This window comes from Acinetobacter sp. CFCC 11171 (assembly GCF_003268405.1).
Lineage (GTDB): Bacteria > Pseudomonadota > Gammaproteobacteria > Pseudomonadales > Moraxellaceae > Acinetobacter > Acinetobacter amyesii.
This window is the reverse complement of the sequence record NZ_LQXP01000031.1, coordinates 16,741-34,045: the sequence shown is the minus strand read 5'-3', so window position 1 is coordinate 34,045 and position 17,305 is coordinate 16,741. Positions and strand designations below refer to the sequence as shown.

Genomic DNA, 17,305 nt, shown 5'->3' with positions numbered 1-17,305 from the left:
TTAATTTGAATAAATGGTTTATCTGAATGAAAATTATTCAATCACACGAGGAACAAGGTACAAACCGTCCTGAGTCGCAGGAGCAACTGCTTGATATTCTTCACGATGATTGCTTTCAGATACGCGGTCTTCACGTAAAGGCTGTGGATTGTCGAATGGGCTTTTGAGCGGTTCAACACCGTCGGTATTGATGCCTTTCAGGGTTTCCATCATGCCTAAAATTTTATTTAAACTTTGAGCATATTCAGCAGATTGCGTCTCATTCAGCGATAAACGTGCGAGATGTGCAATCCCTGAAACTGTTTGTGCATTTAGATCTGCAGAATGCTGTGCATCCGATGTAGACATAACATTACCTAATCAGTATTAAAAAAAATCAAAATATAGTGGCTTATAATAAGCGATTGACTTGTTCAAATCATCACATTTAGTTAAAGTTGCCACCTTGCGTCCATATAAAAGTTTAACTGAGAACGTCCCCGTGATTCTAAAACGACTAATTGGCTTGTTTTCGCCGGATCTTGCCATTGATTTAGGCACTGCAAATACACTTATTTATGCGCCAGGACGAGGCATTATATTAAATGAACCGACGGTGGTGGCAATTCGCCACAGTGGTTCACAAAAAATCGTTGCCGCAGTAGGTCTTGACGCGAAACAAATGCTAGGTCGTACACCTGCAAATATTTCTGCGATTCGCCCAATGAAAGATGGTGTGATTGCAGATTTTGAAGTCACTGAAACTATGTTGAATCAGTTTATTGGCAAAGTGCACGAAAAACGTCTATTTCCACCAGCGCCACGTGTTGTGGTATGCGTTCCTTGCAAATCAACATTGGTAGAACGTCGTGCGATTCGCGAAGCGGTTTATAACGCTGGCGCACGCGAAGTTCGCTTAATTGAAGAGCCAATGGCTGCTGCAATTGGAGCAGGTATGCCTGTTGAGCAAGCATGTGGTTCGATGGTTGTCGATGTCGGTGGTGGTACAACTGAAATCGCGATCATTTCATTACAAGGCTGTGTCTATGCAGATTCGCTACGTATTGGTGGTGATGTGTTTGATGAACAAATCATTAACTATGTACGTAAAGCACATGGCTGTGTGATTGGTGAAACCACTGCAGAAACCATTAAGAAAGAAGTGGGTATGGCGCTTCCAGATGAGGGTGCGAAAGCACTTGAAATCGAAGTCCGTGGTCGAAACCTTGCAGAAGGTGTTCCGCGTGCCATTACAGTAACGTCGGACGAAGTAACTCAAGCAATTTCTGATCCATTACAAAACATCGTATCTGCAGTGAAATCAGCACTTGAACAAACACCGCCTGAATTGTCTTCTGACATCGCAGAGCGCGGTATTGTGTTGACTGGTGGTGGTGCATTACTTCGTAACTTAGATAAGCTTCTAGCGAAAGAAACAGGCCTTCCTGTTGTAGTTGCAGAAGATCCTCTATCTTGTGTGACACGTGGTGGTGGAAAGGTTCTCGAATTTTTCGATAACCCAAATCATGACATGTTATTTGTAGGCTAAGAAAAGGACTCGGCGGGTGCAAACGCAACTGTTTTCAAGACAACCGCCATCTTTTCGCTCATTTATCATTGCGGTGATTACATGCTTGGTCGTGCTGTTCTTCGACTGGCGCATGCCACATGTAATTCAACCGGCAAGAGACGTCTTGTATGCGGCATATAATCCAATATATGCCCTTGCAAGCTATCCAGTGTTATCGCGAGAATGGCTAAATCAACAAACCAAGTCTGAAGCTCAATTGCGCCGTGAAAATACCGCGATGCAAGCTGAGTTATTACAGGCTCAAGTCCGCTTACAAAAACTTTCTGAATTATCTGCTGAAAATACCCGTTTACGCGGTTTACTTGATACACCTTTAATCATTGATGGTCGTATGGAAATTGCGGAAGTGATCGGTACAGATGCCGACCCATTGCGCCATATTATTGTGATTAACCGTGGTGCAAGCAGCCAGTTAAAAGTGGGGCAGACCGTACTCGATGACAAAGGCATCATGGGGCAGATTATTAACGTCTATCCACATAGTAGCCGTGTCATGTTACTTTCAGACAAAGAACATTCTTTATCAGTACGTATGGAGCATACCGGTATGCGCGCCATCGTAACGGGTACAGGTGATCTGGGTCGTTTAAAAATGGAATATGTACCAACCAGCGCCAACATTAAAGTGGGTGAAAAAGTATATAGCTCAGGTTTGGGGGCACATTTTCCAGCGGGTTATTTAGTCGGTACTGTGTCAAAAGTCAGCCGACACAATTCGGGTGAATTCGCACAAATTGATATCAATCCTGCTGCCCAATTGGCAGGTGGTCATCATGTGGTTGTGCTATTTTCCGATTCTTTAGCGATGGAGCAACCGCATGTCACTCGCTAAGCTTAGTCGTCATACAGAGCGCGACCCATTATTTCCGATTATCTTTTCCATCATTTTGGCATCCGTGCTGATGGTGTATCCGCTTTCTTATGACCTATCGGGTTGGCGCCCATTATTCATGATGATGATCATGCTATTTTGGGTACTTTGTCAGCCGACATGGTGCGGTGTTTGGTTTGCATTTGCCACAGGTCTCTTTACAGACTTATTGACTGATGCGCCATTTGGCATGAACGCACTGAGTTTTGTGGTCATTGCATTTGTGACACGCTTTTTGACCCGTGAACGTCGTATTCTCACTTTTGGTAATTTATGGATTATTGCTGCAATGGCAATTTTCGCGCATTTACTGTTTGTGTGGATTGTTCAAGTGATGGGGGGGGCACAGTTTTCATTTGCTCGCCATTGGCAGCCAATTGTTACTAGCTTAATCATTTGGCCAATGATGTATTACTTCCTGAGAAAATGGCGCATATAATTTTAGCTTCGAGTTCTCCTCGACGACGCGAACTTTTGCAACAATTAGGTCTGGAATTTGACATTTTCAGTCCAGATATTGATGAGTCCGTGTTGGAAGGAGAGCCTATAGCGGATTATGTAGAGCGTTTAGCACGTGCCAAAGCTTCCGCAGTACAACAACAATTCCCTGATGCTATCGTTATTGCCGCCGATACCAGTTTAGGCGTAGATGAGCAAATTTTAGGAAAGCCAGCGTCGAAAGCACATGCTTTTTCTATGTGGGAAATGATCTCTGGACGAAAACATGATGTGTTTTCAGGTGTTTGTGTCAGTACAAAAGATCAAATATACAGTATAGTAGTGCGTACACAGGTTGAATTTCAAACGCTGAGTCTAGCTGACATGGAAAGCTACTGGGCAACAGGTGAACCAATCGGCAAGGCGGGAGCCTATGCTATTCAAGGAATTGCTGCGCGCTATATTCCTTGTATTGAAGGGAGTTACAGCAATGTCGTTGGGCTGCCTTTGCATGAAACCGTACAGTTATTACAGACAGTTAAGGCATTAAATTAACTGCTGCAACACAAGAATTTTTATAATGTTTTGAGTTTTGATATGTCTGACGAGTTGTTGATTAACGTCACACCGATGGAATGTCGTGTGGCGTTGATTCAAAACGGTACGGTCAATGAATTATTTGTTGAACGCACCGTGAAGCGTGGGTTAGTGGGCAATATTTATAAAGGGAAAGTTGTTCGCGTACTTCCGGGTATGCAGGCTGCTTTTATTGATATTGGATTGTCGAGAACGGCTTTTTTACATATCAATGATATGGTCTGGCAGCGCAATCAACCGACCCCGAACGTTTTTGAGCTGTTACAACCGGGGCAAGTACTCACCGTACAAGTCATGAAAGATATGTTGGGTACCAAAGGTGCACGATTATCGACTGATCTTTCAATTCCTTCCCGTTACCTCGTTTTAATGCCATATGGCAGTCATACCGGTGTTTCACAGCGCATTGAGTCTGAAGAAGAACGTGATCGCTTGCGTAGCATGATTGAACGCATTCAAAAAGAACACAACTTACCGGGTTCAGTCATCGTTCGTACTGCTGCTGAAGGTATTCCTGAATGTGAAATTGCGCAGGACATGGCTTATTTAGCAAAACTGTGGGAATATATTCAACGTAAACAACGCAGTATTGTCGTACCTTCTCTGATTTTTGAAGAGCTGCCTTTACCGCAACGCGTCATCCGTGATTTGGCTAATGAAGAGACGTCTAAAATTCAGGTCGACTCACGAGAAGTACATGGCAAATTGCAAGAGTTTGTCCAAGAATTTGTACCAAGTATGCAAAATCGCTTACTGCATTATCCGGGTGAGCGTCCAATTTTTGACTTGTACAATGTCGAAGAAGATATTCAGAAAGCCTTACAGACACGTGTAGCACTTAAGTCTGGCGGTTATCTGATGATCGATCAAACTGAAGCAATGACCACGATTGATGTCAATACTGGCTCCTATGTTGGTGGTCGTTCACTTGAAGACACTGTATTTAAAACCAATATGGAAGCCACACAGGTCATTGCACGTCAGCTCCGTCTACGTAACTTGGGCGGGATTATCATTATTGACTTCATTGATATGCAAGAAGCACATCATCGAGAAGAAGTGATGAGCCAGTTTGAGAAAATGCTCGAGCGCGATCATGCCAAAACCAAGATCACTCAAGTGTCTGAGCTGGGCTTGGTGGAAATGACGCGTAAACGCACCCGTGAATCTCTGGAGCATCTCCTTTGTGATTCTTGCCCGACTTGTCAGGGGCGCGGTTATGTGAAAACGGCTGAAACAGTTTGCTATGAAATTTTCCGTGAAATCTTGAGATATGCACGTGCCTATGAATCACAAAGTGGTTTCACTGTGGTGGCACATCCATCGGTGATTGACCGATTATTAACTGCTGAAGCACCTGCAGTGGCTGATTTAGAGCACTTTATTAGCCGTGTGATCAAGTTCCAAGTGGAAAATTTATATACGCAAGAGCAATACGATATCATTCTGAGTTGAAATTGTAACAGAATATCGTTAAACACTTGTTACAACTGAGATTTTACTTTTGAACTGTTATTTTGAATACTAGACACATCAAATAGCCAAAGCCATTTTCCCGTAATGAACTTGAAAATGGCTTAGCAAAAAGAGGTGTATTATGGGTGTTAGTAAAACAGTAATGAAAAGTGGTCTTAAAACTGTTGTTGAAGCAAAAGCGATCCATTCAGGTTATATCGTGGATGAGCGTGGTAATGAAGTTCAAATTACAGCGTCTATGATTCGTTCTGCTTGTCATCAGTTACTTAAACAGTGCCGAGCTATTAAAGCTTAAATATTGAAATATAAATAATGTAATCCAGAGGGTTAAAGCACTAACGCGCAATTCTAAAATATTTAATGCGCTAAAATTTTATAAATAATGGAAAATAAACTTAATTATCAGTGTGTATCTAGAAGTCATAATTAAACAATAACAACGGATTTGTTCACCTAAATTTTAGCTTATACACATAAATTACTCTAAAAATCAAACAAAGTTCAAATACTACAAATCCGTCTAGATTTTGCAATGTAGACGGGTTTTTATCTTTTTAGATGGTTTAATCTGCTGATGAAATGATACCAAATCTTGAAGCAGGCGGTTAGCTAACCGCCTGTAACTTTGGGGAATCTTGGTTCACAATAGCTTCAAATCGTTGAATTTCTTCTTCCAAATGCGTTAGTAAATTTTGCATTTTTGGAAGCGCATTACGACATGCGGTTAAACCAACTTCAAGCTTATCTAAATAGCTGGTCATGGTGATATTAAGGGCTTGACCATCTAAAACAATGGAAGCAGGGTAGAGCGCTTCTAAACGTGCGCCATTCCAATATAACGGCTCTTGTGGGCCGGGAACATTCGAAATGACCAAGTTAAAGGCCTGACGTTTTGGCATAAAGCCTGATGCAATATTTAAACCTGCTGCACTGTAGACAAAAGCACTGTAGTTTAAAATTTGATTTGAGTTCATCCGCTTAAAGCGCTCTTTGGCATTGAGCACACTACGACGCACAATCTTCAACCGTTCTAGCGGATCTTCTTTATGGGTTCCAAGATTGGCCAAAATCATGGTAATACGGTTTGACATATCTGAGTCATCGGTACGAACCGATGCAGGCACCATGGCGATCAATGGCTTTTTAGGTAAAGCATTTTGTGTAATTAAATACTCACGTAATGCGCCTGAACAAATTGCGAGCACAATATCGTTAATTGTTACGCCGAGTGACTTGGCAATATGTGACAAACGTGAAAATTCAAAAGACTGTGCAGCGAAACGACGAGAAGAACTAACCCGTTGGTTTAATATTGAACTCGGCGCTTGGAAACTAGATACATAATCTGGGTTACGCCCCATATCTTTCATTACAGTCTGTGATAGTTCATACAAAACTCGTGGTGTTGAGTCAAGTTGTCCCTTAATGGTCGATAACAGACCTTTCATACGACTGACTTTAGGCTGCTTCAGGCGTTTTGCACGAGGGCCCTCAACACACCAGGGTGGCACAATACTTTTAGCATCCGGATCATGTGAAAGTGATTTTTCAACTAAACGCATACCTGCAATGCCATCGACCATCGCGTGGTGGATTTTGAAGTACATAGCAAAACGATTGCCTTCAATACCTTCAATAATGTGGCAAGTCCAAAGGGGTTTTGCACGGTCAATCAGCGCACTGTGTTCTTGCGAAATATAAGTCAGAAGTTCACGGATACGACCGGGATGCGGCAGTGCGATATGGCGGAAGTGATGATCTAAATCAAACTCTTCGTCTTCATCCCAAAAGAAGCCGTTGAGTTTATTGTTAAAAGGAGGAATAGGAATGGATTTTGAATTACGAATATCTGCGACTAAATCTTGAATAAAAGTATCAGGTGCATTGTCAGGGATCTGAAATAAAAATAGACCACCTACGTGCATCGGTTGTTGCCGTTTCTCTAAATTTAAGAATATGAAATCAATAGGATGTAATGGACGCATAGCGTTGATTGCCTCACTGCAATTTCTACAGCTGCTCATGTATGAGTAGCATTGTTAGAATTATTAAATTGTCATTTGCAGTATAGCGTTTTTACGTTGAAATGATACGGAATTATGTGTATCGATGCGTTGAAAAAACCACTGCTATGCAGTGGTTTTGTGCTCTTTATTTTTTCATGTTGCCTGCGTGTAAGCCGCATTCTTTATGGGTTGCATCTTCCCACCACCAGCGACCTTCACGTTCATGTTGATTCGGTAAAACAGGTCGAGTGCATGGTTCACAGCCAATCGAGATAAAGCCACGTTCGTGTAGTGGATTATATGGAATTTCCATTAGACGGATATAGTTCCATACATCAGCGCTAGACCAGTTTGCCAAAGGATTGTATTTAATTAATTGCTTGCCCGGACCTGAAAAACCTGGGTCAGCTTGTACCACTGGAATTTCATTACGTGTGCCTGGGCTTTGGTCCTTACGTTGACCTGTGATCCAGCCATCTAAAGTCGCTAATTTTTTACGCAAAGGTTGTACTTTGCGGATACCACAGCATTCTTTATGTTCATCTTGATAGAAGCTAAAAAAGCCCTTTTCTGTCACCAGTTTTTGTACGGCATCACTTTCTGGAAAACAGATTTCGATATCAATTTTATAATGTTTACGGACAGTATCTAAAAATTGGTAAGTTTCAGGGTGTAAGCGACCGGTATCTAAACTAAATACACGAAATGGAATCCCTAAGTTCGATGCAAGATCAATCAGTACAACATCTTCTGCACCAGAAAAGGAAATCGCAACTTCACCTTGCTGGCTAAGCGCAAGTTTCATAATCTCAGAAGGTGATTTATCTGCATATTCAGATGCAAGTGCATCGACAAGGTCAATAGTAGGGATGATAGTCATGAATGTCCTGGCTATAGGCTTGGAACGTTAAAACCTATATTAATTTATTTCAGAACTATTTTAATTGAAATGCTAAAACACACTTATCACTAAAAAATAGATACTTATGAAAAAAATAGATTTAAAAAAGAACAATGCATTTTTTTATTCTTCAGCTATGATATTGAAAAATTTTTTTCACATAACAGAGGGTAGAGTGCATGGAAGTCGTTTGTTTAGATCTAGAAGGGGTTTTAGTACCTGAAATTTGGATTAATTTTGCGAAAAAAACAGGCATTAAAGAACTTGAAGCAACGACTCGTGACATTCCAGATTACGATGTGTTGATGACTCAGCGTTTAAATATCTTAAAACAACACGGTTTGGGTTTAAACGATATTCAAGACGTAATTGCAGATATGGGGCCATTTGAGGGTGCAAAAGAGTTTGTAGAATGGGTACGTACTCATTTTCAATTGATTATTCTTTCAGATACCTTCTATGAGTTTGCACATCCATTAATGCAACAACTTGGTTGGCCAACGATTTTCTGCCACAAATTAGAAACTGATGGCAATGGTATGATCTCAGCTTATAAGCTTCGTCAACCTGATCAAAAACGTAAAGCCGTACAAGCATTGCATGGATTGAACTTCGTGTGATTGCAGCAGGTGATTCTTATAACGATACGACGATGCTTGGTGAAGCAGATGCGGGTTTCTTATTCGATGCGCCTGACAATGTGATTGCGGAGTTTCCACAGTTCCCACCAATTCATGGCTATGCAGCACTAAAAGAAGCGATTCGTAATGCTTCTGTTCGGGATATTCCAGCTTAATTCTGAATAGTAAGTTATAGAAAAGGGCGCTTATAGCGCCCTTTCTTGTTTAATCCAAAGTTTTTAAAGCAACTTAGAAACGGTAACCGATTTTTAAGCTGTAACCGATTGCATCGTTGTCTTTAAAGTTAGCAACATTTGCAGCTGTTTCATTACCAGGGACAGAGTGTGAACCAGATTGTGCAGTCGCATCACCCAACCAGAAGTATTTAACACCGGCTTGTACAAATGTTTGAGGTGTTGGACTAAATTGTCCACCTAAGCCAGCGCTCCAGTAACCTTCGGTTGGGCCTAAAGTTGACACTGGGTTACCTGCACCAGAGTCCCAACCAACCATGACTGTACCAGCCCATTGATCATTAAATTTACGGCCAACGCCTGCATTTACAGACCATTGATCCTTAGAATAGTCGACTAAGTTAAAACCATCTGTGTAGCCAACGATACCGTTAGAACCAGCAACTAAAGAACCTAAAATATCTGCTTTAATGCCAAACTCATGAGGTTTAATTGCAAATTTAGACCAATCTACCCAACGTACATTTGCGAAGGCAACAGTGTTTTCCATGATGCCAGATTGCAAATCTAAATTTACCGATTGTGGCGTGGTAACTTTTGTTTTACCTTGTGGAAGTGAATTAGATGCAACTAATGCATTTCTTACTGCAATTACAGCATCACGCTGCTCTTTCGGTAATTTGGCACCCAATGGACCAAGCATAATGTTAAGAACAGGTGCAGCAAGACCAGTGAAGTTGTCAATCGATTGGAATGATTCAGTCGCTTCAACATCATGATCAATTTCAGAGCGATAAGTCAAAGATGCTTTTAATGCGATTTCAGGAATTTGATAGGCAAAACCTGCTAACCAACCAAAATCACCTTCTTCTTTAATGTTGGCATCGTAGCCAGACATCATGCTATAAGCTTCACCGCGCAGACTTACTTTACCTTGAACTGTTTGATAAACAGGACCTGCATAGAAGTTCCAGTGTTCATTTGGCTGGAAACCTACCAATAACGATAAGTTTTGTGTTTTAACTTCAACACTTGTTTCACCAGTAACTTCGGTGGCTTTACCATTGAATTTAGCAATGGTTTGATGATCTAAAGCACCTAATACTGAGTCAGTCGCTTTTGCTGAAAAAACGCTATTTTTATTGTATTCAGCATCTGCACCAAATGGTTGGTCATAGATCAAACCAAATGAAAGTTTGTCGTGCAATTGAATTTTTAATGCAGCTGCTGGGAAGTAATAGTCTTCAGCCATATCACCGGTTTTTTGTCCTTTAATATCAACACCTGAGACATTTGGATCTAAAACTGAAATACCTGCTTCAAAATAATTACCTGGCTGTAAGAAGGCTTGAATCGATTGACCAGAGCGATCCAGAGCAGCAGCGAAGACCCCAGTGGTTGGTAAACTTGCTAATAAAATGGCACTTGTTAATGCTTTTAAGTTCATTCTTCTACTTTCCTAGTATAAAAAACGCGTCAATGCGTTAATAAAAATATGAGATATGTAAATTATTTTTAATCATATCCATATGCGAAAAATATCATAAATTAAAAAAGAGTAAAGACTCTAAAATTGAACTGATGGTAAATAAAAGCTGTTGATTTATATAAAGTAGAGTAAAAATACTAAAAAATTATTTTAAGTTATTGTTATTCAAGATGACTTTTTATATAAAGGTTTAAGTATATGAAATATTGATTGTTTGTTAATTAACCAGATTTTTATGGCTATAAAATTAATAAAGTGATTTACGTCACAATAGAAAAATAAAAAAGCCTCACAAAGAGGCTTTTTTACAGATTATTTATTAGAAACGGTAACCGATTTTTAGACCATAACCTAAAGCGTGGTTGTCAGTAAATTCACCTTTGACTTTACCGCCAGTTTGAGCTTGAGCATCGCCTAGCCAGAAGTATTTAACCCCAGCTTGAATAAAGTAGTTTTCTGCAGGACTGTATTGTCCACCTAGACCCACACTCCAGTTTCCTTCAACTGGACCTAAAGTAGTTACAGGGTTGCCTGCGCCAGAGTCATAACCTACTGCAGCAGTACCAGCCCATTTGCTATTGAATTTATGAGATAGACCAGTTGTGATCGAGTATTGATCATCTGAGTACGAGATCAAATCTTGATTAATCATTGGATGCTTTAAAAGTGTAGGACTGACTGTAAATTGATCCCAATGTACCCAACGCAAATTTGCAAAAGCTAAAGTATTTTTTGCAATTCCGGTTTGGAAATCAAGATTGACCGATTGTGGTGTAACAACTTCAGCTTGGCTTGAAACAGAGCGTAAGTCGATGCCACTTGGTAAAGTAGGCAAATAGTTAGGCGGAATATAAACATTTGAAGTTTCAGTAGTGTTTAACTCGTGTTTAATGTCAGAACGGTAAGTGATTGCTGCTTTCAACGCAATTTCAGGAATAGAATATGCAGCACCTGCAAGCCAGCCATAAGCTTCATCTTCTTTTAGTTCAATGTTATAACCAGAAAGTGATGAATAAGCAGTACCACGTAAAGAGACATTACCTTTAACTGTTTGATAAACAGGACCAGCGTAGAAATTCCAGTTTTCTGTTGGTTGATAGCCAATAAGAGCCGTTAAATTATTTGTACGAACTTTAACGCCTGTACCTTCAACACTATTAGCAAAATCAGAACCATCCACTTGATAAGTGGCATCAGCACCAAAAGGTTGATCGTATAAAAGACCGAGAGAAATTTTGTCAGTCGCTTGAACTTTTACAGCTGCAGAAGGGAAGTAATAGTCATCACCCATGTCACCCACTAGATGACCTTTATTATCTTTACCTTTTACAGTTGGATCTAATACAGAAATACCTGCTTCTGCATAGTTGCCAGGTTGTAAGAATGCGGAAATAGACTGACCTGAACGATCTAGACCAGCAGCAAATGATGCAGTAGGTAATGCTGTTAATAAAATAGCGTAACTAAGGTGATTTAAGCGCATACTTTTCCCTGTTTGTAACTTTTGATGTTATTTCAATGTGTGGAAAGTAACATAAATAGAAAAACAGTAAATAAGAGTTGCTACTCTAAAAATGAACTGTATAAGTTAAAAAATAAGCAATGCTAGAGTAATTATTCTAGAAGGTGTTATTTATGTTTATGATTTATAAATAAAAAAATAGAGTATTTAACTTAATGTTTATCTTTGAACTTAAAAAATTCAAATGCTCAATCTATGAACATTTGAATTAAATTATTTTTACAATAGTAGATTGGATATATTTCCAATCTACTGATATCGAGAATTAGAAGCGGTAACCGATTTTTAAACCGTATGCCCAAGCATCGTTATCCTCAAATTCACCAACAATACGGCTATCTTCACCAAATTGAGCAGCTGTTTGAGATTTTGCATCACCGAGCATGAAGTATTTCACGCCACCAGCAATGAAGTAATTCGGTGCTGGACTAAATTGTAAACCTAAGCCGACATTCCAGTAACCTTCAGTAGGGCCAAGTGTTGATACAGGGTTACCAGCGCCTGAGTCCCAACCTACGGATACGTTACCAGCCCATTGTTCACTGAGTTTGCGACCAACACCAACTGTTGCAGAAATTTGGTCTTCAGAATATTCAACTAAGTTAAAGCCGTTCGGACGGTTAACTGCTGGTAATTGTCCAACTGCTTCAGACATTAAACCGAATTGGTATGGACGAATTGCGAAATTTGACCATTCAACCCAACGCACGTTTGCAAATGCAACGGTGTCAGCCATGATACCAGATTGGAAATCAAGGTTTACAGACTGAGGTGTAGTAATCGTCGAAGTGCTCTTAGCTCCAACTACATCTGCAGGGTTTTGACCAAGTAGCGTTAACGCGCCAGCAGTTGGAATTGTTTCGCGAATTGTCGTTTCATGGTCAATTTCAGAACGATATGTTAAAGAAGCTTTAAGTGCAATTTCTGGAATTTGGTAAGCAACACCTGCCAACCAACCAAGATCACCAGTTTCTTTAATGTTTGAGTCATAGCCATTAAAAATGCTATAGCCTTGACCACGTAGACTTACGCTACCTTTAACTGTTTGATAAACAGGACCAGCATAGATGTTCCAATTTGGCGTAGGTTGGAAGCCAAAAACAAAAGCTAAGTTCTGAGTGTCTACAGAAACTTTTGTATTTCCTTGACCTAGAGCAACACCTGCATTATCTAAACGTTGTTGTAATTGCTGTTGACCTTGAGTAAATGCCCCAGCTTCAACTTGTGGACGTACTGCAGCAGCAGCTGTATCAACATTACCACCTGCTTGAGTGATAATACCTGTCACTGTTGCTTGTAAAGTAGCATTATAAGCTGGGTTAGTTGGAGACATACCTTGTTGTGCAAGCAAGCCTTGCGCTGCTAAACCTACAATTTGTGTACTTGTAAGTTGATTTAAAGTTTGAGTAACTTCATTTCGAACCATGCTGTCTAATAGTGGTTGAGGTAATACCGTGTCAGAAGCTTGTGAAACAAAAGCATTGTTACCTTTATATTCAGCAGCGGCACCAAATGGTTGGTCATATAGAAGACCGAATGAAAACTTATCAGTTAATTGTAGTTTTAATGCGGCTGAAGGGAAGTAATAATCATCAGCCATGTCTTCAATATTACGACGTGTAGCTGTTTCACCAGCTTCTTTACCAGATACTGTCGGATCTAGAACTGAAATACCTGCTTCAAAATAATTTCCTGGTTGTAAGAATGCAGACATAGATTGGCCTGAACGGTCCATTGCTGCTGCAAAAGCACCTGTCATTGGAACTGAAGCAAGAATCATGGCTGTAGCTAAAGTTTTTAATTTCATTCTTCGTCATTCCTTGAGATACGAATTTGATTTTTATGGTTACTGCACATATTCGTTATGGAAAACTTTTTAATACTCTTGGGCTTAATTGTTACTCCATGTGACAAAAATAGCACAATTAAAATAAGAGTAAATGCTCTAGATTAAAAAATATGATTGAAAATTACCCAATTTAGAGTAATTGTACTAATTAATATATATAACATTTTGATTATTAAGTATTATTTTTATTTAATGCTTTATTTTCTAAACCTAGAAAAATTTAAAAATATTTTGATATAGGCAGTTATAAATTGACTTTTTGGCTTTATCGACCATGCCGTGTGTCGTTTTTTGCATTGACAAATAGATGGTTAGGGAATTTAAAAATGCTATTCAATTCTTCTTAAAAACAATCTTTCAAGAGTAATATCAGTAAAAACAAAGATTAAGTTAAAAAAAGTTCATCGATGAATTTTGAATTTGTAATGTAAATTTAGATTTAAGAATTCTGAATTTAGTTTTATTGATAAATGTGAGTTGAAAAAAATCAGAGAGGTGAGGTGTCCAAAAAATTGTGCGCTCTGCGGGACTCGAACCCACGTCGGTCGCTTAGGAGGCAACTGCTCTATCCAGTTAAGCTAAGAGCGCATGACGGAGGCTAATGTACTCCTATTTTAGCTAAAAAAAAAGTTATTGCCGAAACAATAACTTTTTAAATTACTTAGTCTTTATGAACTTCATTGGGGTCAATGTCGCTCAAATCTTTAGGATTAAGATAGTTAAACATTAATAACATGACTGTAATCCAAACAGGGATCATCAGAACAGATTCCATAAAGCCCTGAGTCCACATAATAAATAGAACTAAAGCAATAAAGATCAGAACGATGTAGTTGCTGACTGGTGCCCAAAGTGCAGGATATGAGGTTTTAAAATTCAAAATACGTTTTGCACGACGGAACTGTAAGTGAGTCATGGTAATCATCGCCCAGTTCAGGACAAGCGCACCAACAACAACATACATTAAGTGACCAAGTGCATCTTCGGGTACGAAGTAGTTTAAGAGTACACAGCCGAAAATCAGTACTGCAGAAAGTAATACTGCTGGAATTGGCACGCCACTTTTGTTGGTTTTTGCGAAAACTTTTGGGGCATTACCTTGTTTCGCCAAGCTGTAAAGCATACGGCTATTGGCATACATACCGCTGTTATAAACAGACAGTGCTGCAGTTAGGATAATGAAGTTCAGTAAATGTGCAGCCCAATCAATTCCTAGTTGGCTAAAGATCATCACAAATGGGCTTTTGTCTAGACCACCTAGTTCAAGCTGATTCCATGGCACAAGTGACAATAGAATAGTTAAAGAACCCACGTAGAAAATCAAAATACGAAATACAACTTGGTTAATCGCTTTAGGAATAGTTTCTTTTGGATTTTCAGCTTCTGCTGCCGCCATACCAATCAGTTCAATACCGCCGAAGGCGAACATCAAGAAAGCCAGCATGAAGAATAAACCTTCAAAACCATTTGGGAAGAAGCCGCCCTGACTCCATAAGTTGGTAAATGATGCTGTTGAATTGGCATCTGCAGTCAGTAGCAAATACAAACCAAATACGATCATCGAAATAACCGCAGTGACTTTAATAATCGACAGCCAAAACTCAGATTCACCATAAAACTTCACATTACCTAAGTTTACTAAAGTAATGATCACGAAGAAGAACAGTACAGATGCCCACGCTGGAATATGAGGCCACCAGTAGTTGATGTATTTCGCAACAGCGGTGAGTTCTGTCATTGCCACTAAAATATAGAGAATCCAGTAGTTCCAACCTGTTAAGAAACCTGGAAATTTCCCCCAATATTTATATGCAAAATGGCTAAATGAACCCGCTACAGGTTCATGGACGATCATTTCACCCAACTGACGCATAATTAGAAAGGCGATCAGACCGCCAATGGCGTAGCCGAGAATAATGGATGGTCCAGCAGATTGAATCACATGCGCTGAGCCCAAGAATAAGCCTGTACCAATTGCACCACCCATGGCAATCAATTGAATATGACGATTCTTTAAGCCACGCTTGAGTTCGGAGGAATTGGTAGTCAAGTTACTCTTCCCGAGAATGGTTTAATTTTGGTAATTGTAATGTATAGAGAATGAATAGCCTAGTAGCTCAAAATTTATGAAAAATATTTATATATTTAATAACCTATTTTTCGTTTTAAATGCTGAATTAAAAATTTATGAATCAATAGATTAATTTTATTTTAATTGAAATTCTGATGCTTGGCTTTATATGGAAAAGGTATCGAATGTTGTTTTTTTATACTTAAGTCATGTGATTGTTAAAAATTCAATTAAACATTGTATGATGCAAAAGCGCAGAAAAGAACGCTCTGCCAAAACACAATGATAAAGATTAAGGATTCAATAAAAATGAGTTTTGCTCCCCAAATTAAGATTGCAGCGACTTATATGCGTGGTGGTACTAGTAAAGGTGTATTTTTCAAGCTAGATGATTTGCCGCTTGCAGCACAACAAGCTGGAAAAGTTCGCGACCAACTTTTATTACGTGTGATTGGCAGTCCAGATCCTTATGGCAAACAAATTGATGGGATGGGTGGAGCGACATCAAGTACCAGTAAAACCGTGATTTTGGCAAAAAGTTCACAGCCTGAGCATGATGTAGATTATCTATTTGGACAAGTGTCGATTGATAAAGCATTTGTCGACTGGAGTGGTAACTGCGGAAACTTAACGGCAGCGGTTGGTGCATTTGCCATTTCAAATGGTCTGGTTGAGGCATCACGTATTCCTGAAAATGGTTTGTGTACGGTTCGTATTTGGCAAGCCAATATTCAAAAAACCATTATTGCGCATGTACCTATTACTGATGGTGCAGTACAAGAAACTGGTGATTTTGAACTAGATGGTGTGACCTTCCCAGCAGCCGAAGTTCAAATTGAATTTTTAGACCCCGCAGATGATGGTGAAGATGGCGGCGCTATGTTCCCTACAGGGAATTTGGTCGATACCTTAACCGTACCCGATGAAGGCAGTTTCCCTGCAACATTTATTAATGCAGGCATTCCAACCATTTTCTTAAATGCAGAAGATATTGGTTATGTCGGCACTGAACTGCAAGATGCGATCAATGGTGATGCCAAGGCATTGGCCCGTTTTGAAAAAATCCGTGCTTATGGTGCGCAGCAAATGGGTTTGATTTCAGATATTGCTGAAGCAGAACAGCGTCAACATACCCCAAAGATTGCATTTGTTTCAAAGCCGAAAGCCTATACATCTTCGAGTTCTAAACATATTTCAGAACAAGATACGGACTTATTGGTTCGTGCCTTATCAATGGGGAAACTGCATCATGCCATGATGGGTACAGCGGCAGTTGCCATTGGTACAGCTGCGGCGATACCGGGGACGCTTGTGAACTTAGCCGCGGGTGGTGGGGAGCGAGAAGCTGTGCGTTTTGGACATCCATCTGGGACGCTACGTGTAGGTGCGCAAGCAATTTATGAAAATGGTCAGTGGGTCGTTAAAAAAGCCGTGATGAGCCGAAGTGCGCGTGTCTTAATGGAAGGCTGGGTGCGTATTCCTGGGGATAGTTTAGATTAAGCATTTAACATCGAATTAGAAATCAGCCTCTGCTTTGCAGGGGCTTTTTTTTTGCCTTTATCTTTTATATGAATAAGCAAATCATGAATTGGTATATATTTTTATATAATATGAACTGCATTTAATATTAGAAAGTTTCTGTGATTTATGTCAGATTAATTTTGTTAGCATTTTGCGTAGCTTTACCCTGAAAAAAAGTAG

Annotated in this window: 14 protein-coding genes, 1 tRNA gene and 1 pseudogene; 8 read left to right on the top strand and 8 right to left on the bottom strand. The window is 39.7% G+C overall.

Annotated elements, in window-relative coordinates:
- Positions 1 to 33: 33 nt before the first annotated feature.
- Entirely contained in the window at positions 34 to 348 is a 315-nt protein-coding gene (gene gatC, locus AVJ20_RS13655) for an Asp-tRNA(Asn)/Glu-tRNA(Gln) amidotransferase subunit GatC (protein WP_067762698.1), read from the bottom strand.
- Between the two features lie 133 nt (positions 349 to 481).
- Between gatC and AVJ20_RS13650 the strand changes: the two genes are divergently transcribed.
- The 6 genes from AVJ20_RS13650 to AVJ20_RS18440 all read left to right on the top strand — a co-directional run bounded on the left by AVJ20_RS13650 (position 482) and on the right by AVJ20_RS18440 (position 5,247).
- Positions 482 to 1,528, top strand: a complete 1,047-nt coding sequence (locus AVJ20_RS13650) for a rod shape-determining protein (RefSeq protein WP_067762711.1) — start codon at positions 482 to 484, stop codon at positions 1,526 to 1,528.
- A 16-nt stretch (positions 1,529 to 1,544) separates the two neighbouring features.
- On the top strand, positions 1,545 to 2,402 hold the full coding sequence (gene mreC, locus AVJ20_RS13645; protein WP_111885606.1) for a rod shape-determining protein MreC: 858 nt from the start codon (positions 1,545 to 1,547) through the stop codon (positions 2,400 to 2,402).
- Positions 2,389 to 2,880, top strand: a complete 492-nt coding sequence (gene mreD / locus AVJ20_RS13640; protein ID WP_111885605.1) for a rod shape-determining protein MreD — start codon at positions 2,389 to 2,391, stop codon at positions 2,878 to 2,880. The genes mreC and mreD overlap by 14 nt, the downstream gene beginning before the upstream one ends.
- On the top strand, positions 2,868 to 3,434 hold the full coding sequence (locus tag AVJ20_RS13635) for a Maf-like protein (protein WP_111885604.1): 567 nt from the start codon (positions 2,868 to 2,870) through the stop codon (positions 3,432 to 3,434). The genes mreD and AVJ20_RS13635 overlap by 13 nt, the downstream gene beginning before the upstream one ends.
- A gap of 42 nt (positions 3,435 to 3,476) precedes the next feature.
- Positions 3,477 to 4,931, top strand: coding sequence for a ribonuclease G (rng, locus tag AVJ20_RS13630; protein WP_111885603.1), 1,455 nt, complete (start codon positions 3,477 to 3,479; stop codon positions 4,929 to 4,931).
- 142 nt (positions 4,932 to 5,073) lie between these two features.
- The gene (locus tag AVJ20_RS18440) at positions 5,074 to 5,247 is read left to right on the top strand and encodes a PA1571 family protein (RefSeq protein ID WP_168379036.1); all 174 of its coding nucleotides are present in this window, start codon (positions 5,074 to 5,076) and stop codon (positions 5,245 to 5,247) included.
- 310 nt (positions 5,248 to 5,557) lie between these two features.
- Here AVJ20_RS18440 and AVJ20_RS13625 read toward each other — a convergent pair whose 3' ends face one another.
- A complete protein-coding gene (locus tag AVJ20_RS13625) occupies positions 5,558 to 6,937 on the bottom strand; it encodes a WS/DGAT/MGAT family O-acyltransferase (RefSeq protein ID WP_111885602.1) in 1,380 nt (459 codons plus the stop codon).
- A gap of 166 nt (positions 6,938 to 7,103) precedes the next feature.
- Positions 7,104 to 7,838, bottom strand: a complete 735-nt coding sequence (locus tag AVJ20_RS13620; RefSeq protein ID WP_111885601.1) for a phosphoadenylyl-sulfate reductase — start codon at positions 7,836 to 7,838, stop codon at positions 7,104 to 7,106.
- Between the two features lie 200 nt (positions 7,839 to 8,038).
- On the opposite strand from AVJ20_RS13620, the pseudogene thrH reads away from it, so the two are divergent.
- Positions 8,039 to 8,655: pseudogene (gene thrH, locus AVJ20_RS13615) on the top strand (bifunctional phosphoserine phosphatase/homoserine phosphotransferase ThrH).
- Between the two features lie 73 nt (positions 8,656 to 8,728).
- Here thrH and AVJ20_RS13610 read toward each other — a convergent pair.
- From AVJ20_RS13610 to AVJ20_RS13590, 5 genes are all read right to left on the bottom strand, one after another.
- Positions 8,729 to 10,120 carry an OmpP1/FadL family transporter gene (locus tag AVJ20_RS13610; RefSeq protein WP_111885600.1) on the bottom strand — a complete coding sequence of 464 codons (1,392 nt, stop codon included), beginning with the start codon at positions 10,118 to 10,120 and terminating at the stop codon, positions 8,729 to 8,731.
- A 361-nt stretch (positions 10,121 to 10,481) separates the two neighbouring features.
- Positions 10,482 to 11,645 carry an OmpP1/FadL family transporter gene (locus AVJ20_RS13605; protein WP_111885599.1) on the bottom strand — a complete coding sequence of 388 codons (1,164 nt, stop codon included), beginning with the start codon at positions 11,643 to 11,645 and terminating at the stop codon, positions 10,482 to 10,484.
- A 304-nt stretch (positions 11,646 to 11,949) separates the two neighbouring features.
- Positions 11,950 to 13,491: an outer membrane protein transport protein gene (locus tag AVJ20_RS13600; RefSeq protein ID WP_111885598.1), complete on the bottom strand. Its 1,542-nt coding sequence runs from the start codon at positions 13,489 to 13,491 to the stop codon at positions 11,950 to 11,952.
- A 557-nt stretch (positions 13,492 to 14,048) separates the two neighbouring features.
- Positions 14,049 to 14,121: transfer RNA gene (locus tag AVJ20_RS13595), tRNA-Arg, on the bottom strand.
- A 73-nt stretch (positions 14,122 to 14,194) separates the two neighbouring features.
- Positions 14,195 to 15,583, bottom strand: coding sequence for an amino acid permease (locus tag AVJ20_RS13590; RefSeq protein WP_111885597.1), 1,389 nt, complete (start codon positions 15,581 to 15,583; stop codon positions 14,195 to 14,197).
- Positions 15,584 to 15,913: 330 nt separating this feature from the next.
- Between AVJ20_RS13590 and prpF the strand changes: the two genes are divergently transcribed.
- On the top strand, positions 15,914 to 17,104 hold the full coding sequence (prpF, locus tag AVJ20_RS13585) for a 2-methylaconitate cis-trans isomerase PrpF (protein WP_111885596.1): 1,191 nt from the start codon (positions 15,914 to 15,916) through the stop codon (positions 17,102 to 17,104).
- Positions 17,105 to 17,305: the final 201 nt, after the last annotated feature.